The sequence below is a fragment of the Tessaracoccus palaemonis genome, from assembly GCF_019316905.1.
Classification (GTDB): Bacteria; Actinomycetota; Actinomycetes; order Propionibacteriales; family Propionibacteriaceae; genus Arachnia; species Arachnia palaemonis.
Window position 1 is genome coordinate 1,802,166 of record NZ_CP079216.1, and the last position, 18,929, is coordinate 1,821,094.

Here is an 18,929-nt window from a genome sequence, read left to right on the forward strand (position 1 = left end):
TGGGAGGGGTCGTCAGAGGATGCTCAGGCCGGGATCGGCGTCCGCCATCGGGGTCGGACGCCACGGCGTACTCGGGAGGCCGCGCGCGCCGGGATGTGCGATGACGACACGTCCCGCATGCGGCGAGTCGCCGGGGTCCGACGGCTCGTCACCGTCTGCGGCGGCCGTGGTGATCGCCAGCTGGTCAAGGCCCGGCCCGACGAACTCACAGCTCGTCGTCAGGCTCGCCCCGGTTCCCTGGACAGACTGGAGTTCGCCCTCGGGCGAGTAGCAGCGGACCTCGCCGGCACCCCAGAACGCAATCCAGACCGAGCCGTCGGCGTCCACCGTGAGCCCATCGGGGAAGTCCGCTGCGCAGTCGAGCCACATACTCGGTTCGCCCACAGCACCAGACGCGACGTCGTACCCGCGCGCGGTGATCTGATGCGCGAGTGTGTCTACGTGATACATCACACGGCCGTCGGGGCTCCAGGCGAGGCCATTGGACAGGGAGATCCCTGAGGCAAGCTGGGTCACGGAACCATCATGTTCAAGCCGCCACAGTTCCTCTTCCCCTGTGATGTCGCCCAGCGCGAGACTGCCGACGAGGTATCGGCCGGCCGGGTCACATGCTCCGTCGTTGAGACGACGACCGGCACCGCGGGAAATGAGTTCCACCGCCCCCAGCACCATTCCACTGCCATCGACGTGCGCAAGGTGGCGGGCCGTCGCGAGCAGAAGCCCGCCACCCACTGCGGGCACAGCAGCCCCAAGGGTCCCTTCTACGCGCAGCACTTCGCGTGCACGCCCGACGCCCGAATCATCCACAGCAGCCTCGAGAAGGAGGCCACGCCTGATGTCCACCCACCTCAGCTTGCCCGTGACGGGGTCCCACGTCGGTCCCTCCCCCAGGAGGCACGGCTCTGCGTCAACCAGTTCAAGACCAGCGAAACTCCGGATGCGCATCAGTGGGACTCCCGCGAAACCTGCGAACCGGACGCCCCGACAAGGAAGTCGAGGTCCGCTCCGGTGTCCGCCTGCTCGACATGGTCGACGTACAGCCGCTCCCATCCTCGACTCGGCGCCGCGTACGCGGAAGCTGCGGCGAGGCTCGGCTCACGCCCGGCAAGCTCATCCTCGGGCACGTCCAGCGTCAGGGTCCGGCCGGGCACATCGAGCTCGATCCAGTCGCCATCGCGCACCAGCGCGAGTGGGCCACCGGCAGCGGCCTCGGGGGCCACATGGAGCACGACGGTCCCATAGGCGGTGCCGCTCATCCGGCCGTCGCACACGCGAACCACGTCCCGCACGCCCTGCTCAAGCAGCTTCGCGGGCAGCGGCATGTTGGACACCTCGGGCATCCCCGGATACCCCTTTGGCCCGCACCCGCGCAGCACCATGACCGAGTCGGCGTCGACCGCCAGCTCCGGATCATCGATGCGGGAGTGGAAATCCTCGATGCTCTCGAACACCACGGCCCGGCCGCGGTGATGGAGCAGGTGAGGGGAAGCGGCGGCCGGCTTGATCACGGCGCCCAGCGGGGCGAGGTTGCCTCGCAGCACGGCGATGCCGCCCTCATCCAGGATCGGCTCCTCGCGAGGACGGATCACCTCCCTGTCCCAGATCCTGGCGTCGTCGAGGTAGGACGTGAACGTCTTCCCGGTCACGGTGAGCGCGGAGTCGTCGAGCAGGTCCCGCACCTCGCGCAACGCGGCGAGGAGTCCGCCAGCGCGGTGGAGATCATCCATGAGGAACCTGCCGGCCGGCAGGAGGTCGACCAGCAGCGGCACCCTCGAACCGATGGTGTCGAAGTCGTCGAGCGAGAGGTCGATACCAAGGCGTCCGGCGATGGCGAGCAGATGCACGACGGCATTCGTGGAGCCTCCGACGGCACCCAGCGCGACGATCGCATTGTGGAACGACGCGCGGGTGAGGACCTCGCTGGGACGGCGGTCGGCCCGGACGAGTTCGACAGCCAGGCGCCCAGCCTCATGAGAGGCCTCGAGCAGGCGGCTGTCGGGAGCTGGCGTGCCCGCCGTCCCCGGGATCACCATGCCGAGGGCCTCGGCCAGGAGTCCCATCGTGGACGCGGTCCCCATGGTGTTGCAGTGGCCCTTGGACCTGATCGTCGACGACTCGCTGCGCGTGAAGTCGTCCTGCGACAGGGTCCCCGCGCGGACCTCCTCGGAGAGCCGCCAGACGTCCGTGCCACAGCCGAGTGGGCGACCCTGGAAGTGGCCCGTCAGCATGGGGCCCCCGGGGATGACGAGCGCCGGAAGGTCTACGGACGCGGCGGCCATCAGAAGCGAGGGGATGGTCTTGTCGCATCCACCGAGCAGCACCACCCCGTCGATCGGGTTCGCCCGGAGCATCTCCTCCGTGGCCATGGCAGCCATGTTGCGCCACAGCATGGCGGTGGGGCGGACCTGTGTCTCGCCGAGGGAGATGACGGGAAGGTCGAGTGGAATGCCGCCCGCCTCGTAGACACCGTTCTTCACCGCCTGTGCCACCTCACCCAGGTGCATGTTGCACGGGGTCAGGTCCGAAGCAGTGTTCGCGATGGCGATCTGCGGCCGTCCCTCGAACGCGCTCCCCGGCACACCGCGACGCATCCATGCCCGATGGATGTATGCATTTCGGTCCTCACCCGAGTACCACTGGTCACTGCGCAGAGCCATCGCGCCACCTTTCCATTTAGCGGAACGCCATCTCATTAGTAGGAATCTACATCGTACCCCTGCGACCGCCCCGGAGGCGCAGGGCGGCAGCCGTCGTGGACGAACCGGGTATCGCCCCCTCCTCCCGATACCCCATCAGCCGGCGAAAGCCGGTTCCGGAGGGCCAAGGCACGTCACGACCAGCCTGGATCACGCGAGCCAGACGACGGGCGAACGCACGTCCGCGCCGCGCCGGCTGGGCGTGAACCAGCCCGAGGCCGCGGTGTCACGGCGGGCAGGTGGACACGCCAGCGCGCCTGAAGAACACGAAGAGTGGTTTCACAGGAAAGGCAGCTGCTCGCAGACCTTCTCGATGAGGTGGCGGTCCGGGCGCGCGAGGCCCAGCCCCAGACGCCCGATCCGCGGGATGGGCTGCGGCAGCGGGTGCGGATCGGCGAGCACGAGGTGCAGGAAGGACCTCAGCGCCCACGGCGAGCACATCTCCAGCGGGCGGCCGTACTGGTCCTCGCCGCACCAGGACGCGTCGTGGACGTCGACGAGCCTGACGACTCCGATGACGGCCTCGTACTCGAACTGGCGCTCGGCGTCGACCCACTGCGGCGGGACGGCCGGCAGGAGGCCGAGGGCCTCGTCGTCGGGCGTGCGGGCGGCGTGGATCGCCACCCAGCCCCGGTACCCGCTGGTGGGGATGATCCGGTTCTCGACGTCCTTGTGTTCGTGCAGAATCTGCCAGGCCCAGGGCTGGCGAACGCTCAGCAACCGCATCTCAGGCAGACCCGTCCGGCGGGCAGGTGCGAAGGCGGCGGCGGTACTCACGGTGATGATCCTCCTTGATCGATTCGTGTCCCGGACATCGTCGCGGGGACCGAATCGCCTGGGACGTCGATGTCCTGGGTCGACGGCATCCTCGCCACCATGTCCACTACCCAATGTAGTTGATCGGGACGCGTCTCGTGCCGCCGGGGCGCGGTGGCCTAGCATCGGAGGCCGGCTCGACCCCGAGGAGAACGATGCCCCCCCACCGAGGTGCTGCTTATCGCGCTGCTGATCGCCGTGCTGGCGCTCGTCGCGCTACGTCTCCTGCGGCGCCCGACGCGCCCCACGCGACCCATCGCGCCGACGCGGCCGTCCGTCCCCCGGCTGCCCGCCGGCACCGAGGTCCGGTGGACGACCCACGCCCGCGAGCGCATGGCCCAGCGCGGGGTCTCGGCCGACAGCGTCCGCGCCGTCGTCACCAGGCCCGAGCGGGCCGTCGCGGACGCGGCCGAGGGCAGCGTGCGGCTGGAACGCGACCTCGGCGGCCGGACGCTGAAGGTGTGGGTCGTCGCGCCCTGGCCTCCCGAGCGGGAGGCGGTCGTCAAGTCGACGGCCTGGGCCGACTACACCGGCGAGGTGACCGTCCCCCGCGCCTCCCTCGGGCGGGTGATCGGGAAGGGCGGGGCCACCATCCGCGGCATCCGCAGCGCCCACGACGCACGCATCGTGCAGGACGGCACCACCTTCCGCATCAGCGCCGACGACGCGGACAGCGTGCGGCAGGCCCAGCAGAGCATCCGCCGGGCCGCGCGGATCTGATCTACCGTCCAGGGCGTCCGGTCAGGGCTTCCCCTGACCGGACCCGGGATCGTCCGGCGGGCCCCTGGGTTGGCACCCGCCGGGCAGCGCGGATCCAGTAGCCTTGCCGGAGCAGACGGGGAGGCGCGTTGATATCAGAGCATCCGCACACGATCATCGGCGGCCGGTGGAGCATCTACGGGCTCCCGATCCGCGGCGGCATGAGCGTGCTGTTCCCAGCCGTCGACGGCGCCGGCACAAAGGCGATGATCAAGTTCTCGAAGGTCGACGCCGACGAGTCCATGCGCGCCAGATTCGAGGCCGAAGGGCGGGCGCTGCTCGCCGCACCGAACCCGAACACCGTGCGGCTGATCGACTCCGGGATGGACGTCCACCCCCAGGCCAGCTCGCGCGCCCCGGTCCCCTACCTCGTGCTGGAGCACGTCGACGGCGTCACGCTCGACGAGCGGATGCGCCAGACGGGGCCGATGGGCTGGGACGAGGCCGCCGGCATCGCCGTCGGGGTCCTGAACGGCCTCCGGCACCTGCACGCAGCCGGCATCATCCACCGCGACCTGTGCCCGCGCAACATCATGATCTCGCCCGACGGTCACGCGACCATCATCGACCTCGGCATCGCGCTGAGCCCGTCGTCCTCGCCTCGGCTCACGGAGGTCGGCTCCGTGATCGGCAAGTGGAGGTACATGTCGCCCGAGCAGATGGACGCGTGCCCCGTCGACCCTCGCACGGACCTGTACAGCCTCGCCGTGGTGCTCTTCGAGCTGCTCAGCGGCCGCCACCCGTTCCCCGTCGGCGACTCCCCCGCGACGATGCGGGCGAAACAGTCGCCCGACTGGAGTGCGATCTTCCAGTCCTTCCCCGGATCAGCCGCCGTCGGGCAGCTGCTGATCACGGCGTTGTCGCCTCACCCCGAGGACCGCTACCCGACCGCCGCTTCGATGTCCGACGCGGTGCTGCACGTTGCGTCGTTCGGCGGCACCGCGACGCAGGCCATCGCGTCCGACACCGCGACGACCCTCAGGGAAGCCGGGCCGGGCCCGCAGGGGACGCGGGTGCTGCCGACCGATGTGGCGCACACCCGGGTGGAGGCTCCCCTTGCCGTCCCGACGGCGTCGGCGATCGAGCTCGTCAGCGACGAGAACCGCGCCGTCTTCGACCGGGCCGTCACGGCTGCCCGGGAGCGGATCGACCGGCACGCGGCCGTGTTCCAGGCGACGATCCGCGGGGCTCTGGAGGAACGCTTCCGACGAGACATCCGCCGCTCTCTCCCGCCGACCATCGCGCTGGGCGTGATCGTCGCGATCATCGCCTTCCTCATCACCTGGGGGATGCCGTGAAGACCCTCGACAGGCTCATCGACTACCTGTTCCGCACCGTCGTCCCCGACGACTACCCCTTCTCGGGCGCCGACGACCGTGCCGTCAGGACCCGGCTGACGACCCCGTCGCGGACGTCGCAGCTGGTGGTCGACGCCTACCTCAGGGAGAAGGAGGCCCCGCTGCGGACCGGACGCCGCTACCTGCAGGCGATCCTGGTCCTCGCCATGGGCGTCGCCGGCCTCGTGCTCGGCTGGGTCGCGCACCTCATCGGCTCGGTGGGCTGAACCGATGACGGCGTGCTACTTCTGCGGCCACGAGGACGGCGAGTGGCTGACTCTGCTCGTCTGCCAGGTCGGCCACGCCCAGACGTTCCGCCTGTTCCACACGGCCACCGGCCAGCGGGAGGGCATGGGCCGGTGGGATGGGTCGGGTGAGCCGAACCAGCGCTGGACGATCTGCCGCCTCGGCCACATGCGGCCGCGCCCGATCGCGCAGTCCGGGAGGCGCCGTGCCTGGCACCAGCGGCTGGTCGCCTGGGCCCTGCGCGCCGATGCCGCCCCGACCGAGGCACCCGCCGAGCCGCTGCGGGAGTCGCCCAACGTCATCCGCCTCCTCGGCTCGACGGGCAGCGGGAAGTCGCAGTTGGTCCGGGCGCTCCGCTTCGAGGCCCAGACGCCCGACCCGACGTTCTGCATGATCGAGGGCATCTCGGCCTCGGCCATCGACATCGACCGTCTGCCCAGCCCCGCCGAGGGACCGACCCTCGACGACGGTGCGCTGCTGCCGACGACCAGCTTCGACAAGACCGCGCGCGACACCCTCCACAACTACCTCGCCTATCTGGGCGGCTGGGAGCAGGCGCAGGAGCTCGACGACCTGCTCGCGCGCCTCCTGCCCTTCGCCACCGGCGAGGAGATCCGCGACTGGGGCAGCGTGCGCACCCCCTACGTGCTCACGACGTACCAGGAGCGCGGTGGGGCCACCGCCAAGTCCATCACCCCCATCATCGACCTGCCCGGCGAGATCGTCCGTCACCTCTCCGGCGGCACCGGCTCCGACGAGCCGCTCCCTCCCATGTCCCGCAGCGACCTCGCACAGCTGAGCTACACCCACCAGTTCGTCGCCGTGATCGACTGCATGTCGCTGGGCGGCGTCTTCGGCGCGCTCGACCCGGCGGAGCGGGAGGCCGCCCTGCGCAAGAGGTCGAACGTGACCCCCGAGGTGGCCCACCGGATGAGCCGCAAGGAGACCGAGTCCCTGCTGGTCTTCCTGCAGTCGATGGGCCGCGTCGCCGACGGGGCGACCCGCAGCATCCCGCTCACCCTGTGCCTGGCCAAGTCCGACGCGCTGCACCGCATCCTGGCCCGCCGCCAGGTCGCCCACCACGGCCTGGACCGCTGGTCGTTCCTCTGGGCCGACGCCACCGACAAGGCCGCCGCGCTCAACGCCTTCGTCGAGGCCGGGGCCGCCGCGCTCGTCCACCTCTGCGGCTTCGACGGGGAACGGACCGCGGCGGCCGACCGGCTGCTGCAGCCCATCTCCGCCCTGCCAGGAGGGCAGCGGTTCGCGCGGGCGATGGCGCTGTCAGCGTCGCTGCTCGCGGACCTCGGGGACTCCGGGGCGTTCCACCGGGTGATCGTCTCCGAGGGGCCGGTGGACCTCCACCTGCCCGGCGGCGGCATCGTCTCCATGGAGAGCGCCCGCGACTACTGGTTCCTGTCCACCGCCGGGTTCGACCTCATGGCGCGCGATGTCGCCTGCTCCGTCCTCGTGCAGGCGCTGCTCGCCACCGACTACGGCCGGGACCGGGTCGCAGGGATCAGCGCCCACAGTTCGCACCTGCGCTTCGCGCTCACCAGCACCCGCGAGTTCCTCCCCGGCGACGGGCCCGTCCGTGCGGACGACGACCCACGGGCCAGGCTGGCGGAGAACTCCGGGGTGCTCCAGGTGCTGGCCGACGTCCTGCAGGGGGCACTGAGATGAGCGGCGACTGGACGCTGCAGACGAAGTCGGACACCGGGGCCGGCTACCACCCCAACGCCGACCTCTCGTCGGCGATGATCGACGGCCCCACCAGGTCGCTGTTCGGGTCACTCGAGCAGAGCTACCGGCAGCTGCCCGTCGCCGACGGGGCTCTGGAGGCCCTGTACGTGCTGACGTGGCGCTTCAGCCCGGAGGCGGGAGCCTGGCTGACCGTGCTCCAGGGCTCGGGCGGGCGGTACGGCAACGCCGGCGCGACGCAGTTCGCGCTCGCCCCCGCCAGCTGGACGATGGCCGACTGCGTGACGAGGGCGCTGGCCGACGTCGAGGTCGGCGGCTGGCTGAGTCCGCGGCATGACGGAGGCCCGACTGCTCCGCCGCGGTGCCGCCCCGACGAACTCCTCCGGCTCCTCGCGACGCTGCTCGACCGGCCCGCACCGCCTGCGGTCACCGTCGTCGAGGCCGCGTCGCCGGCGGCGCTCTTCGCCGCCGCGTCCCGCGCACTGCCGGAGGGGATCCTGCGGCGCACCGCCTGGTCCACGTCGGCCGCGGTCCGTCGGCCGGGCCGGGACGGTCCGCTGATCAGCGGACCCTGGCCCGCAGACCTCGCTGCCCGATACCCGCAGGAGCACGCCGCCTTCCTCAAGCTCGCCGCCGCGTCGACCGGCGCGCCTCCGCAGCCGCCGAAGGCCGTCGTCTGGGCGGCGCGGGAGGCCTCCGCCGGTCGCCACCCGGGTCGGCTCGTCGACGCCACCGACCCGCTCGAGTGGGCCGCGGCCCTGGAGCACCGGCGGCCGATGACCGACCGCGAGGCGGCAGGCCTGCTGCGCTCGGACGCGTTGGTCGAGGCCGACCGCCAGCGGTGGACCGACGGCGGGCACGCGGCGAAGCTCGTGGCCAGGGACCCCGCCTGGCTGGGGCCGCTGCTCGGGCAGCGCATGGCGTGGGTCGCCGAGGGTGTGGCGGACGTCGTGACCCGGGAAGCGCCCTGGGCCGAACTGGTCCGGGTGCAGAAGGCCGCCGTCCGGCAGGGACGGCCCGCCCCCGCCGCCCTGCGGTCGCTGGCGCCCGTCGACAGGGCCCGGCTGGCCCGCGACGTGCTCGACGGCAGCACGGCGCCTGAGCTCCGCGCGGCCGCACCGTGGCTGGAGGCCCTCGGCCTGGACAGGTCCGGCAACGAGGACCTCTTCCCACCCGGCCGCTCCGATGTCGCCGCCCAGCTGCGCGCCGCCCCCCGCAACGTCGCCGGGGCCATCGAGTTCGCCCGTGGGGAGGCACGCTGGGACGAGGAGCTGGCCGCCCTCATGCAGGCCGCCCCCGCGGCCAGGCTCCACCTGCTCGTCGCCCTGGCGCCGTCGAACGCCCTCGCCAGCTTCCTGCGGAAACACCCAACGGCCCTGGCTCCGGACGAGGTGCCCGACCTGATCGTGGCAGCGGAACGGCTGCAGGGCCGACTGAAGGATCCCGACCGCTTCGTCGTCTCGCTGCTCCGGCAGCTGCACTCCGCCTCCGGCGAGGACACGCCGCTGCTCGCCGAGCCGTTCGCGGACCAGCAGTCGGCCGCGGCCCTCCGCCTCATGCTGGGTCTGCCGCAGCGGGCGCCCGCGCGACGCGCGCCGCGGTGGCTGGTCGCACTCATCTGCGCCTCGACCGGGCTCGTCGTCGGCATCCTGCTCGGCTGGCTCCTCCTCGGAGGCCTGCTGTAGGCGGCGGAACGTCACTAGTGTGGGGCCTGAGGTAAGGAGTCGTTGTGAGGATTCTCATTGTCGGGGCCGGGGCCACGGGAGGCGCGTTCGGAGCCAGGCTGATCCAGGCCGGGCGCGACGTCACCTTCCTGGTGCGGGAACACAGGGCGGAGCAGTTGCGCAGCGAGGGGCTGGCGTTCTCGGCCCCGGACGTGACGACGCGGCTCGACGTGCGATGCGTCACCTCGGTGGCGCAGGGCGACGTCTACGACCTGATCATCATCGCGGTCAAGGCCCCTGCCCTCGACGCGGCGATCGGCACGATCCGCCCCGCGGTCGGCGACGACACGCTGATCCTCCCCCTGCTCAACGGCATGCGCCACATCGAAGCGCTGGTGGAGGTGTTCGGGGCACGCGTGCTGGGTGGGCTGGTGAAGATCGTGGCCACGCTCGACCGCAACTCCCAGGCGGTCCAGCTGACGACGCTCAGCGCCATGACGATCGGACGGCTCGACGGCGGCGAGGTCCCCGACGCGGTACGCGAGGCGCTCGACGTGCCCGGCATCCACCTGTCCGTCAGCGGCGACATCATCGGACGGCTGTGGGAGAAGTGGGCCTTCATCGCGTCGGCGGGCGTGGTGTCCTGCCTGTTCCGCGGGGAGGTCGGAGACATCCTCGAGGCGGGCGGCGAGGAGCAGATCCTGCAGGCCATCGAGGAGTGCGAGCGGGTGGCCGCGGCCGCCGGCCACACCGTCGGTCGGCAAGGCCATGAGGGTTCCGTCGCCATGCTGACGGAGCCCGGCTCGCACTTCACGTCGTCGCTCTACCGGGACCTCAGGCTCGGCGACCCGTTGGAGGCCGAGCACATCCTTGGCGACCTCGCCCACCGGGCGAGGTCGGTGGGGGTGCCGACTCCCCTGCTGGACGCGGCCCTGCTGCAGGTGCGGACCCATCGCGTCGCGCGGGCCCGCACCTCGGCCGGGGTCAGCGCCTGACGCGGGACCCGGAGCCGGACTCGACGACGCTGCCGTCGACGTCGTAGCCGCGGTAGGTGAGCAGGTTGCCGGCGTCGTACTCGCGGGCGCTGCCGTCGATCTCGGCGGTCGAGTGGAGCGTCAGGTTGCCGGAGTTGCGCTCGGTGACGCTGCCGTCGACCTCTCCGTAGACGCGCAGGCCGCCCTCGCCCTTCTCGGTGATGGAGCCGTCGATCTCGCCGGAGAGACGGATGATGACGCCGCCGTGGTCGGCCTCGGAGATGCCGCGGTCGACGCTGCCGGAGACGCGCACATCGCCCGACCCGGTCTCGGTGACAGTGCCGTCGATCTCGCCGACGACGGCCACGGAGCCGCTGCCCGTCTCGGTCACGTTGCCCTCGACCTCGCCGGTGCGGCCGATCGTGATGCTGCCGTTGCCCGTCTGGCGGACGTTGCCGGTGACCTTGCCGTTGATGGTGAGGTTGCCGTCACGGACGATCAGGTCGCCACGGATGACGGTGCGGGCGGCGACGGTGTAGCTGCCCTTCTTCTCCGTGGTGGGGGCCGCGCTGGCGGTCATCGGAACGAGGGTGGCCAGCAGGCCGATCGCGGCGGTGCCGGCGAGGATGCGGGAGGTCTTCATGGTGGTTGCCTTTCGTGAGCCGCGGAAGCTGCCTTCCGCTGTGATGGCTTCATCCTGTCGGGCATGCATGAGACGCCGGTGACGCCCTAGTGAGAGACCTCTCATCTTCATCGCAGGCACTCGGCGAGGGTCTTCAGCCAGGCGGCGACACCGTCGGGGCCGTCGGCCAGCACGTCGGCCCGGGCCGCCAGGACGGCCTGTTCAGCCGAGGCGCTGACGACGCGGCAGGTGGCGACGCCCTCGCCGGCCAGCTCGTCGAGGAGGTCGAAGGCTGGCAGGTCACCGAGGTCGTCGCCGCAGAACGCGACGGCCGTCGCGCGGGTCTCGGCGACCAGGCCGCGCAGGGCGTCGCCCTTGGTGATGGTGGAGGCGCGCAGCTCGAGCACGCTGCGGCCCGGTTCCAGCGTGAGGCCGTGGCGCGCCGCGATCCCGCTCAGCGGCCCCTCCAGCGCGGCGAAGGACTCGTGCGGGGAGGCCGCGCGACGCGTGTGGACGCCCAGCGCGCGACCCTTGTCCTCCAGATGGACGCCGACGAAGCGGTCGTCGGCGAGCAGGTCGACGATCTCGGCGCGCGCCTCGTCGATCCCGGGCGGCACCTCAGCGGGAGTCTCCTGGCCCGTCGACGCGTCCCAGCGCTCGGCACCGTACTGGCCGAGCACGACGACGTTCTCGAGCCCCTGTCGTTCGTCGAGCCTGCCGAGCTCCCGCACCGTCGCGACGGCGCGTCCGGTGATGATGGCGATGCGGCCCACGCGGGGGCCGAGATCGGCCAGGGCGTCGGCCGCGGCGGGCAGCAGACGGGAGTCGGTGGGGTCCGGCACGATCGGCGCCAGGGTGCCGTCGAAGTCCATGGCGACCAGGACTCGGGCCGGGTCGGCCGCCCCCTTGTCGAAGAAGGCGGAGGCGTCGTCGGTGCGGAGCTCGAAGTCACTCATGGGCTCCAACCTAGCCAGCCTCCGGGCACCTGCCGCCGCAGACGCGATGAGCACGACACACTTCTCACGGCCGGAATCGGCCGATTTCGGGCCGTTTTCCGCGATGACAAGTGTGTCGTGCTCATCCGCGGGACCGGCGCGGGATTCTCCCCCGGTTGGCCGGATGCGCCCGGCGGGCCTTGACGGGTCGATAGGGTGGAACGCAACCAGGAGGTTCAGCAGTGAACAGAGATGCCCAGTTCGTCGTCGTCGCCAACCGTCTCCCAGTCGACAGGGTCGTGGCCGACGACGGAAGCGTCGACTGGCGCACATCGCCCGGCGGCCTGGTGACAGCCCTCGAGCCCGTCATGCGCAAGCAGGGCGGGGCCTGGATCGGCTGGCACGGCGCACCCGACGAGGAGCTCGACCCGTTCGACCACGACGGCTACCGGATCGTGCCGATCCCGCTCAGCCAGCAGGAGTTCGAGGAGTACTACGAGGGATTCTCCAATGCCACGCTGTGGCCGCTGTACCACGACACCGTCGCCTTCCCGGAGTTCCACCGTGAGTGGTGGGACGCATATGTGGAGGTCAACCGTCGGTTCGCGGAGCGGACCGCGGAGGTCGCGGCCGAGGGCGCGACGGTGTGGATCCAGGACTACCAGTTGCAGCTGGTGCCGCAGCTGCTCCGCGAGATGCGGCCCGATCTGAAGATCGGCTTCTTCCTGCACATCCCGTTCCCGCCCATCGAGATCTTCCTGCAGCTGCCGTGGCGCGAGCAGATCATCCAGGGGCTGCTCGGCGCCGACCTCGTCGGCTTCCAGGTGCCGGGCGCCGCGTCGAACTTCCGACGGCTGGTCCGCAAGCGGACCCGTCTGAAGCTCGACCGCGACCGCGTGCTGCTCCCCGACCACGCGTGCAACGTGAAGGCCTACCCCATCTCCATCGACACCGAGGGGTTCATCGACATGGCGCACGACCCCGACGTCGTCGCCGAGTCCGATGCGCTGCTCGAGGAGCTCGGGCATCCCAAGGTCGTGCTGCTGGGCGTCGACCGCCTCGACTACACCAAGGGCCTGCGGCAGCGAGTCCGCGCGATCGGCGAGCTGTTCGAGGAGGGGCGCCTCGACCCGGCCGATGTGGTGTTCATGCAGGTCGCCACACCGTCGCGGGAACGGGTCGACGAGTACCGGCGGCTCCGCGACGACATCGATCAGCTGGTCGGCCGCATCAACTCGGAGGTGGGCGGCATCGGGCGCCCGCCCATCGTGTACCGCCACGCCAGCTTCCCCCGCACCACGATGGCGGCGATGTACCGGATCGCCGACGTGATGGTCGTCACCCCGCTCGCCGACGGCATGAACCTGGTGGCCAAGGAGTACGTCGCGTGCCACCCGAAGACCAGCGGCGCCCTCGTGCTGAGCGAGTTCGCAGGCGCCGCGCAGGAGTTGCGCCAGGCCTACCTGGTGAACCCGTACGACCTCAACGGGCTCAAGGAGTCGATCATGCGGGCCGTCACCGACCCGCGAATGGTCAGGCAGCGCCGGATGCGGGCGTTGAAGAAGCAGGTGCTCGCCAACACGATCGACAGCTGGGCCGACAGCTTCCTCAACGACCTCCGCGCGCTCACGTCGTAGCCCGACCCGCATCGGACGTAGCGTTGCAGACGCCGGACACGTCGAAGGAGATGGGTGATGGGTACGACGAAGAACACGATCTGCCTGTGGTTTGACGGCGATGCCGAGGAGGCCGCCGAGTTCTACGCCTCGGTGTTCCCGGACAGTCGCGTCAACGCCGTGAACCGTGCGCCTGGGGACTACCCGGACGGGAAGGCGGGCGACGTCCTGACCGTCGACTTCACCGTCTGCGGGATCCCGTGCGTCGGGCTCAACGGCGGCGACGCGTTCCACCACAGTGAGGCGTTCTCATTCCAGGTCGCGACCGACGACCAGGCTGAGACCGACCGCTACTGGGACGCGATCGTCGGCAACGGCGGTCAGGAGAGCAACTGCGGCTGGTGCAAGGACCGATGGGGCCTGTCATGGCAGATCACGCCGCGCGCGCTGACCGAGGCGATGTCGTCGGCCGAGCCGGGCGTCGCCGAGCGGGCGTTCGCCGCGATGATGACGATGAACAGGATCGACATCGCAGCCATCGAGAAGGCCGTCGCCGGCGGATAGCCGTTCGCCTGCGCGTGGCTCAGTCGACGAGGTCGATGAACCTCCGGAAGGCGTCCACGCCGGCGAAGGTGACGGGTTCGGTCGGCCGGTTGAACTGCTCCGCGGTCATCCGGAAGTACACCTCCTCTGCCGGCTCTCCGAGTCTGTCAACCGGGCGCTGGTCGAAGCGCTCGTAGCCGACCTTCGCGCTGACGCGCTGGCTGACGGGGTTGTCGAGGAAGGCCTCAGTGCGGCACTGGGCCGCGCCGAGTGCGTCGAAGACGAAGGCGCAGACCATCTGGCGCATCAGGGTGCCTGTCCCCCGGCCCTGGTGTGCGAGCCCGAGCCACGAGCCGGTGTGCACGATCCGGGTCGCCGGGAACTGCGTCGCGCGCAGGTCCTGGCAGCCGACGAGCTGCCCGCCCCGACGCACGACCATCAGCAGCTGCCAGCTCTCGGGCCGCGCGGAACCCCACGTGTCGAAGTAGAACTGCGCGGCGCTGAGCCTCAACTCCGCGGGTGGGAGAAGTGCCCAGTTGGTGACGAACGGGTAGCCGGTGTCGGGCCGCGCGGTGCCGGCGATGGCCAGCTCGACCAGCTCCGGCACGACGTCGGGCGTCAGGGCGCTCAGCTCGACGTCGCCGCAGCGGATGGCCACCCCGAAGGGCGGATAGATCTCTGACCAGGTTCTCACCCGCCCGACGTTAGCGCCGCGTCTCCCCCGCCGCCACGGCCCACGCCGCCAGCGATCCCCGGCCCCACCCGGAAAATCGTTCAGTGGTCGATTCTCCCCGGTCCGGCGACGAGTTTCGCCCACAGCCCATTCACCCTCTGTCGCATCGGCCACCTGGAGTCGTTGCCTGCGTTCTGGGCCTCGCGGCTCACGGCCTGGGCTCTGTACAAAAAAACGCTCCGACAAGCGGTTATGCTTGTCGGAGCGGTCTTCGATGGCTCCCCGGACTGGACTCGAACCAGTAACCCTTCGATTAACAGTCGAATGCTCTGCCAATTGAGCTACCAGGGATCAGCGCCCTCGCGCGAGATGAAACTCTAGCAGACCCCGCGCGGGACACGCCAATCGGCCAGGCGTCACCGTCGCCGACCCCGCAACAGCGGAGGCAGTGTGCGATTCTCGGCACCGGACCGGGGAGAATCGACCACTGAACGATTTTCGTGTCGGAGGTGAGGCCCCGGGGTCGGGTCGGAGGTGAGGCCCCGGGGTCGGGTCGAAGGTGAGGCCCCGGGGTCGGGTTGGAGGTGAGGCCCGGGTCGGGCCGGGAGGTTCGGGGTCAGAAGTACTCGGCCCGCAGGCGGTCGGTCTCGGCGACGATGGCCGCGCGGGTGACGTCGTCGAGGAGGTCCGCGCCACCCGAGGGGACGGCGTAGAAGCGGACCGTCTCGTCGGCTCCGAGGCCGCGGCGGCCCACCACCTGGACGTGTCCCGGGTCGGTGGCGATGACCGACTGCACGACGGTGGACGCCTCGATCCGCTCACGGAACAGCTGCGGCAGCCGGTTGGCGTCCTCGAGCACCACCTCGTGCTCGTCGGCCTCGACGGTGCGCCAGCGGAAGGTCCTCGACTCACCCTTCCAGGAGCCGCCGGCGATCGTCTCCCACGGCCAACTGGTCCACGTTCCGTCGACGCACAGCGCGAGCTCCTCGCGCGTGCCGACCAGCACCGTCGAGCCCTCGCCGGTCCCGAACGCGAGCGGCTTGACCGCGTGCCCAACCGCCTCGGCGAGTCCTGCGAAGTGGTCGGGGGTGGAGCGTCGAAACAGCGGCATGTCCCCATTCTGCCCGACCCCCGAAAGCGGGCAGAGCCGCTGCACCGCGGGAGGTCGGGCAGGAGCCGGCCGCGGGACAACGGGCGAACCGGCCGGGGCGCGAACAGACCGCGCCTGTGGAGAAGTCGTGTTGTCCGTCGTGGAGTTCTCCACACCCGCCAACACCCCGGCGCCACGGCCACCGTCGCGGAGCAGGATCTCCTGCCATGAGCACAACCACCCTGGATTTCCCGCTGGTCACCCTCCTGCCCGGCGAAGACACCCACCTCGCCCTGGCCGTGGAGGCGGGCGTGTACGCGGCGACACTGCCGGAGCGGCGTGAGCTCCGCGCGATAGTCGCCGCCGGAGACGAGGCCCGCGAGCGGCTCTGGTGGGCCGGGGTCCGCACCGCTGCCTCGCTCGCCTACCGGCATGCCGCCCGTAGCGGCCTGCCGGTCGACGATGTCCTCCAGGACGCGTGCGTCGCGGTCTCCGAGGCTGTCTGCACCTGGGACTGCCGCAGAGGCGCCTCGTTCACGACGCACGTGTACCACCTCGTGAGTTTCGCCATGCAGAGCGTCGGCCGCCATAGGGGCGGTTCCTGGTCCTCCAGCAAGGGGGACCGGCGCGCGGCGCGGGTCGTCGCGGACGAGCACTCACGCCTCGCCGAGCGGGGCATCCGGCTGGCCCCGCACGAGATCGCCGCCCTGACCGGCGTGTCGGCGACCGCGGCCGCGAGGGGCGCGACGATGATCGTCGGCCTCCCCGACGAGCCGCTCGCCGACCCCGACGCAGCCCTCGCCTTCCACCGGATCGACGAGCTGGGCACGGACTTCCTCGAGTTGCTGCATCCCCGGCATCGCACGATGCTGAAGCTCAGATTCGGCCTCGACGGCCCCGCCCACACCCTCCAGGAGGCCGCGGCCGTCCTGGGAATCTCGTCGTCGACGGCGCTACGGGTGCACCAGGGCGCGTTGCGGGCGGCCCGCCGGATCCTCGAGGAGGAGCGGACGACGGCGCTGCGGAGCCGCGGCGCGTCGCTCGATGATGAGAGCTGCGCCTAGCCCAGCGAGACGCTCTGCAGCTTCTTGCGCAGCATCTCCAGCTCCGTCAGCTGCGCGAACTGGGCGCGGTGTCCCGTGGGGTCCTTCAGCGGATCCGTGCGCTGCAGCCGCGACTTCACCTGTGCGATGTCGCGGGTCACATGCGTCAGCCGCAGCCGGGAGCTGTAGGCCAGCGAATAGCCCTCGTCCGGCACCCGCAGAAGAGGCTCGACGAGCAACGCAACCAGCAGCTGGCGCACCAGATCGTTCGGCGCCAGAGAACGCAGCTGATCCGTCCATCCCTCCCCGAACGGGACCGAGCTGATCAGCCGGAACACCGCCTGGTAGCCGGGATGCGTGAAGTCGTCGGCGGTCACCGCGTTCCAGGCCGTGTCGAACGTGAGGGGGAACTGCAGCATCAGCTTGAGCGTGTCGCGCTCCAGCCTCAGCGCCGGGTCGTCGGGCCGAGGCCAGTCGGGGTCCGGGCCCGAGGCCGCGTCCTCTGGCGGAGGCTCGTGGCGCGGCGGCTCAGCGTGCTGGCCTCGGCGGGCGACCCGCTGCGCCTCGCGTCGCACGTCCTCGACGTCCATCCCGAGCACCCCGGCGAGCTCGCGGAGGTACTGGGTCACGAGCGACTGGTCGCGGATGGAGCCGACCAGCTCGGCGCCCTCACGGGCAGCCGACAGCCTGCCGTCGGCGCGGTCCAGGTCGTAGCTCTTGGCGATGTTGCTCATCACGAAGCGGTACAGCGGCACGCGTCTCGCGACCAGTTCCCGGACCGCGGCGTCGCCCTGCTGCATCCTCAGATCGCAGGGGTCCAGCCCGCTCGGCTCGACCGCGACGTACGTCTGGGCCGTGAAGTTGTGGTCCCCCTTGAAGACCTTCAGAGCCGCGGCCTGGCCGGCCTTGTCGCCGTCGAACGTGAAGATGACCTCGCCGTGCAGGCCATCGGAGCTGCCCATCAGGCGCTGCAGAAGCCGCGCATGGTCCTCACCGAACGCGGTGCCGCACGACGCGACGGCGGTCGTGACCCCCGAGAGGTGCGCGGCCATCACGTCGGTGTAGCCCTCGACGATCACGGCCTGCGACCTGCGGCCGATCTCGCGTCGGGCAAGGTCGAGCCCGTAGAGGACGTGCGACTTCTTGTAGACCGGCGACTCCGGCGTGTTGATGTACTTGGCGGGCAGCCGGTCGTCGTCGTAGATGCGGCGGGCGCCGAACCCGAGGACGGCCTGCGCCGAGTCCCGGATGGGCCACAGCACGCGGCCGGTGAAGAAGTCCCGGCCGCCGTCGCGGATCAGCCCCGCGGCCTTGAGCACCGCGTCGTCGAAGCCCTTGCCACGCAGCGTCTGTCGCAGGGCCTGACCGTGCCGCGGCGCGTAGCCGACGGTGAACTGCAGCGCGGCCGCCCGGTCGAAGTCGCGGCCGTTCAGGAAGCGACGCGCCTCCACCGCCTCGGCGGAGTCGAGCTGCGCGCTGAAGAAGTCCTGCGCCGCCTGGTTGGCCTCCAGCACCCGTTTGCGGAGCCCCGGCTGCTGGCCGGGCTGGCCGTCGTCGTCGATCCGCAGCACGATCCCGGCACGGTCGGCGAGCACCTGCACCGCCTCGACGAAGGACAGGTTCTGCTGGCGCTGGAGAAATGTGATGACGTCTCCGCCCTCGCCGCAGCCGAAGCAGTAGTAGAAGCCACGCGACGGGGTGACCGTGAAGCTGGGGGTCTTCTCGTCGTGGAACGGGCACAGCCCCTTCAGCGATCCACCGCCCGCGTTGCGCAGCTGCACGTACCCGCCGATCACGTCGTCGATGCGGCTCCGCTCACGGACCTGGGCGATGTCCTCCTCGTTGATGCGACCCGCCATGCCGGGAAGTCTAGTGGCACTCTCCAGGGGCTCCCGCACGCGTCCCGCCCAGCCGGTTCGCTGAGCACTTCGCCAAGCGCAGCACAAGCCTGTCGAATGGCACTCCTCCGGTTCCCTGAGCACTTCGACGAGCTCAGCACAAGCCTGTCGAAGGGATCTCCTCCGGTTCCCTGAGCACTTCGACAAGCTCAGCACATGCCTGTCGAAGGGCCCTGAGCGCAGCGAAGGGATCTCCTCTCGCTTCGCTCGAGGCACCTCGACAGGCTCGGCGACCCGGGAAGGCTCGGCGACCCGGGAAGGCTCGGCGACCCGGGAAAGCTCGGCGACCCGGGAAAGCTCGGCGACCCGGGAAAGCTCG

17 protein-coding genes and 1 tRNA gene are annotated in these 18,929 nt (G+C 70.9%); 9 read left to right on the forward strand and 9 right to left on the reverse strand.

Annotated features, from left to right (window positions below):
• Positions 1-12 precede the first annotated feature (12 nt).
• From KDB89_RS08225 to KDB89_RS08235, 3 genes are all read right to left on the reverse strand, one after another.
• Positions 13-1,050 (reverse strand): SMP-30/gluconolactonase/LRE family protein, encoded by a 1,038-nt coding sequence (locus KDB89_RS08225; protein ID WP_369408081.1) that lies wholly within the window; start codon positions 1,048-1,050, stop codon positions 13-15.
• Positions 945-2,657 (reverse strand): IlvD/Edd family dehydratase, encoded by a 1,713-nt coding sequence (locus tag KDB89_RS08230; RefSeq protein WP_219080046.1) that lies wholly within the window; start codon positions 2,655-2,657, stop codon positions 945-947. The genes KDB89_RS08225 and KDB89_RS08230 overlap by 106 nt, the downstream gene beginning before the upstream one ends.
• Before the next feature lie 318 nt (positions 2,658-2,975).
• Complete coding sequence (locus tag KDB89_RS08235) at positions 2,976-3,473, reverse strand: ASCH domain-containing protein (protein ID WP_219080048.1); 498 nt, start codon at positions 3,471-3,473, stop codon at positions 2,976-2,978.
• Positions 3,474-3,683: 210 nt separating this feature from the next.
• On the opposite strand from KDB89_RS08235, the gene KDB89_RS08240 reads away from it, so the two are divergent.
• The 6 genes from KDB89_RS08240 to KDB89_RS08265 all read left to right on the forward strand — a co-directional run bounded on the left by KDB89_RS08240 (position 3,684) and on the right by KDB89_RS08265 (position 10,211).
• Complete coding sequence (locus KDB89_RS08240) at positions 3,684-4,232, forward strand: KH domain-containing protein (protein WP_219080050.1); 549 nt, start codon at positions 3,684-3,686, stop codon at positions 4,230-4,232.
• 128 nt (positions 4,233-4,360) lie between these two features.
• Positions 4,361-5,569, forward strand: coding sequence for a serine/threonine protein kinase (locus tag KDB89_RS08245; RefSeq protein ID WP_219080052.1), 1,209 nt, complete (start codon positions 4,361-4,363; stop codon positions 5,567-5,569).
• Positions 5,566-5,835, forward strand: coding sequence for a hypothetical protein (locus KDB89_RS08250; RefSeq protein WP_219080054.1), 270 nt, complete (start codon positions 5,566-5,568; stop codon positions 5,833-5,835). Before KDB89_RS08245 ends, KDB89_RS08250 begins: the two co-directional genes overlap by 4 nt.
• A 4-nt stretch (positions 5,836-5,839) precedes the next feature.
• On the forward strand, positions 5,840-7,534 hold the full coding sequence (locus KDB89_RS08255) for a hypothetical protein (protein ID WP_219080056.1): 1,695 nt from the start codon (positions 5,840-5,842) through the stop codon (positions 7,532-7,534).
• Positions 7,531-9,237, forward strand: a complete 1,707-nt coding sequence (locus KDB89_RS08260) for a serine/threonine-protein kinase (RefSeq protein WP_219080058.1) — start codon at positions 7,531-7,533, stop codon at positions 9,235-9,237. Before KDB89_RS08255 ends, KDB89_RS08260 begins: the two co-directional genes overlap by 4 nt.
• A 44-nt stretch (positions 9,238-9,281) precedes the next feature.
• A complete protein-coding gene (locus tag KDB89_RS08265; RefSeq protein ID WP_219080060.1) occupies positions 9,282-10,211 on the forward strand; it encodes a ketopantoate reductase family protein in 930 nt (309 codons plus the stop codon).
• On the opposite strand, the gene KDB89_RS08270 is transcribed toward KDB89_RS08265, so the two are convergent.
• Positions 10,201-10,833: a bactofilin family protein gene (locus tag KDB89_RS08270; RefSeq protein WP_219080062.1), complete on the reverse strand. Its 633-nt coding sequence runs from the start codon at positions 10,831-10,833 to the stop codon at positions 10,201-10,203. The two genes, KDB89_RS08265 and KDB89_RS08270, sit on opposite strands and share 11 nt — an antisense overlap.
• Before the next feature lie 107 nt (positions 10,834-10,940).
• Positions 10,941-11,768, reverse strand: a complete 828-nt coding sequence (gene otsB / locus KDB89_RS08275; RefSeq protein WP_219080064.1) for a trehalose-phosphatase — start codon at positions 11,766-11,768, stop codon at positions 10,941-10,943.
• 221 nt (positions 11,769-11,989) lie between these two features.
• On the opposite strand from otsB, the gene KDB89_RS08280 reads away from it, so the two are divergent.
• The gene (locus KDB89_RS08280; RefSeq protein WP_219080066.1) at positions 11,990-13,384 is read left to right on the forward strand and encodes an alpha,alpha-trehalose-phosphate synthase (UDP-forming); all 1,395 of its coding nucleotides are present in this window, start codon (positions 11,990-11,992) and stop codon (positions 13,382-13,384) included.
• A 57-nt stretch (positions 13,385-13,441) separates the two neighbouring features.
• Positions 13,442-13,927 carry a VOC family protein gene (locus KDB89_RS08285; protein ID WP_219080068.1) on the forward strand — a complete coding sequence of 162 codons (486 nt, stop codon included), beginning with the start codon at positions 13,442-13,444 and terminating at the stop codon, positions 13,925-13,927.
• Between the two features lie 19 nt (positions 13,928-13,946).
• Here the strand turns inward: KDB89_RS08285 and KDB89_RS08290 are convergent, their stop codons facing one another.
• The 3 genes from KDB89_RS08290 to KDB89_RS08300 form a co-directional block, all read right to left on the reverse strand.
• Positions 13,947-14,600 carry a GNAT family N-acetyltransferase gene (locus KDB89_RS08290; protein ID WP_219080069.1) on the reverse strand — a complete coding sequence of 218 codons (654 nt, stop codon included), beginning with the start codon at positions 14,598-14,600 and terminating at the stop codon, positions 13,947-13,949.
• 254 nt (positions 14,601-14,854) lie between these two features.
• Positions 14,855-14,930 (reverse strand) — tRNA-Asn (locus KDB89_RS08295).
• A 265-nt stretch (positions 14,931-15,195) separates the two neighbouring features.
• Complete coding sequence (locus KDB89_RS08300) at positions 15,196-15,690, reverse strand: hypothetical protein (protein WP_219080071.1); 495 nt, start codon at positions 15,688-15,690, stop codon at positions 15,196-15,198.
• A gap of 206 nt (positions 15,691-15,896) precedes the next feature.
• On the opposite strand from KDB89_RS08300, the gene KDB89_RS08305 reads away from it, so the two are divergent.
• Complete coding sequence (locus KDB89_RS08305; protein ID WP_219080073.1) at positions 15,897-16,733, forward strand: sigma-70 family RNA polymerase sigma factor; 837 nt, start codon at positions 15,897-15,899, stop codon at positions 16,731-16,733.
• Here the strand turns inward: KDB89_RS08305 and dnaG are convergent.
• The gene (gene dnaG / locus KDB89_RS08310) at positions 16,730-18,571 is read right to left on the reverse strand and encodes a DNA primase (protein ID WP_219080075.1); all 1,842 of its coding nucleotides are present in this window, start codon (positions 18,569-18,571) and stop codon (positions 16,730-16,732) included. The two genes, KDB89_RS08305 and dnaG, sit on opposite strands and share 4 nt — an antisense overlap.
• Positions 18,572-18,929: the final 358 nt, after the last annotated feature.

What these genes read in the sequence shown, in the direction of transcription:
- KDB89_RS08225 (WP_369408081.1), bottom strand. Translation starts at nt 1,050, where the DNA reads ATGGGAGCGGCTGTACGTCGACCATGTCGAGCAGGCGGACACCGGAGC.
- KDB89_RS08230 (WP_219080046.1), bottom strand. Translation starts at nt 2,657, where the DNA reads ATGGCTCTGCGCAGTGACCAGTGGTACTCGGGTGAGGACCGAAATGCA.
- KDB89_RS08255 (WP_219080056.1), top strand. Translation starts at nt 5,840, where the DNA reads ATGACGGCGTGCTACTTCTGCGGCCACGAGGACGGCGAGTGGCTGACT.
- KDB89_RS08260 (WP_219080058.1), top strand. Translation starts at nt 7,531, where the DNA reads ATGAGCGGCGACTGGACGCTGCAGACGAAGTCGGACACCGGGGCCGGC.
- KDB89_RS08270 (WP_219080062.1), bottom strand. Translation starts at nt 10,833, where the DNA reads ATGAAGACCTCCCGCATCCTCGCCGGCACCGCCGCGATCGGCCTGCTG.
- otsB (WP_219080064.1), bottom strand. Translation starts at nt 11,768, where the DNA reads ATGAGTGACTTCGAGCTCCGCACCGACGACGCCTCCGCCTTCTTCGAC.
- KDB89_RS08285 (WP_219080068.1), top strand. Translation starts at nt 13,442, where the DNA reads ATGGGTACGACGAAGAACACGATCTGCCTGTGGTTTGACGGCGATGCC.
- KDB89_RS08300 (WP_219080071.1), bottom strand. Translation starts at nt 15,690, where the DNA reads ATGCCGCTGTTTCGACGCTCCACCCCCGACCACTTCGCAGGACTCGCC.
- KDB89_RS08305 (WP_219080073.1), top strand. Translation starts at nt 15,897, where the DNA reads ATGAGCACAACCACCCTGGATTTCCCGCTGGTCACCCTCCTGCCCGGC.
- dnaG (WP_219080075.1), bottom strand. Translation starts at nt 18,571, where the DNA reads ATGGCGGGTCGCATCAACGAGGAGGACATCGCCCAGGTCCGTGAGCGG.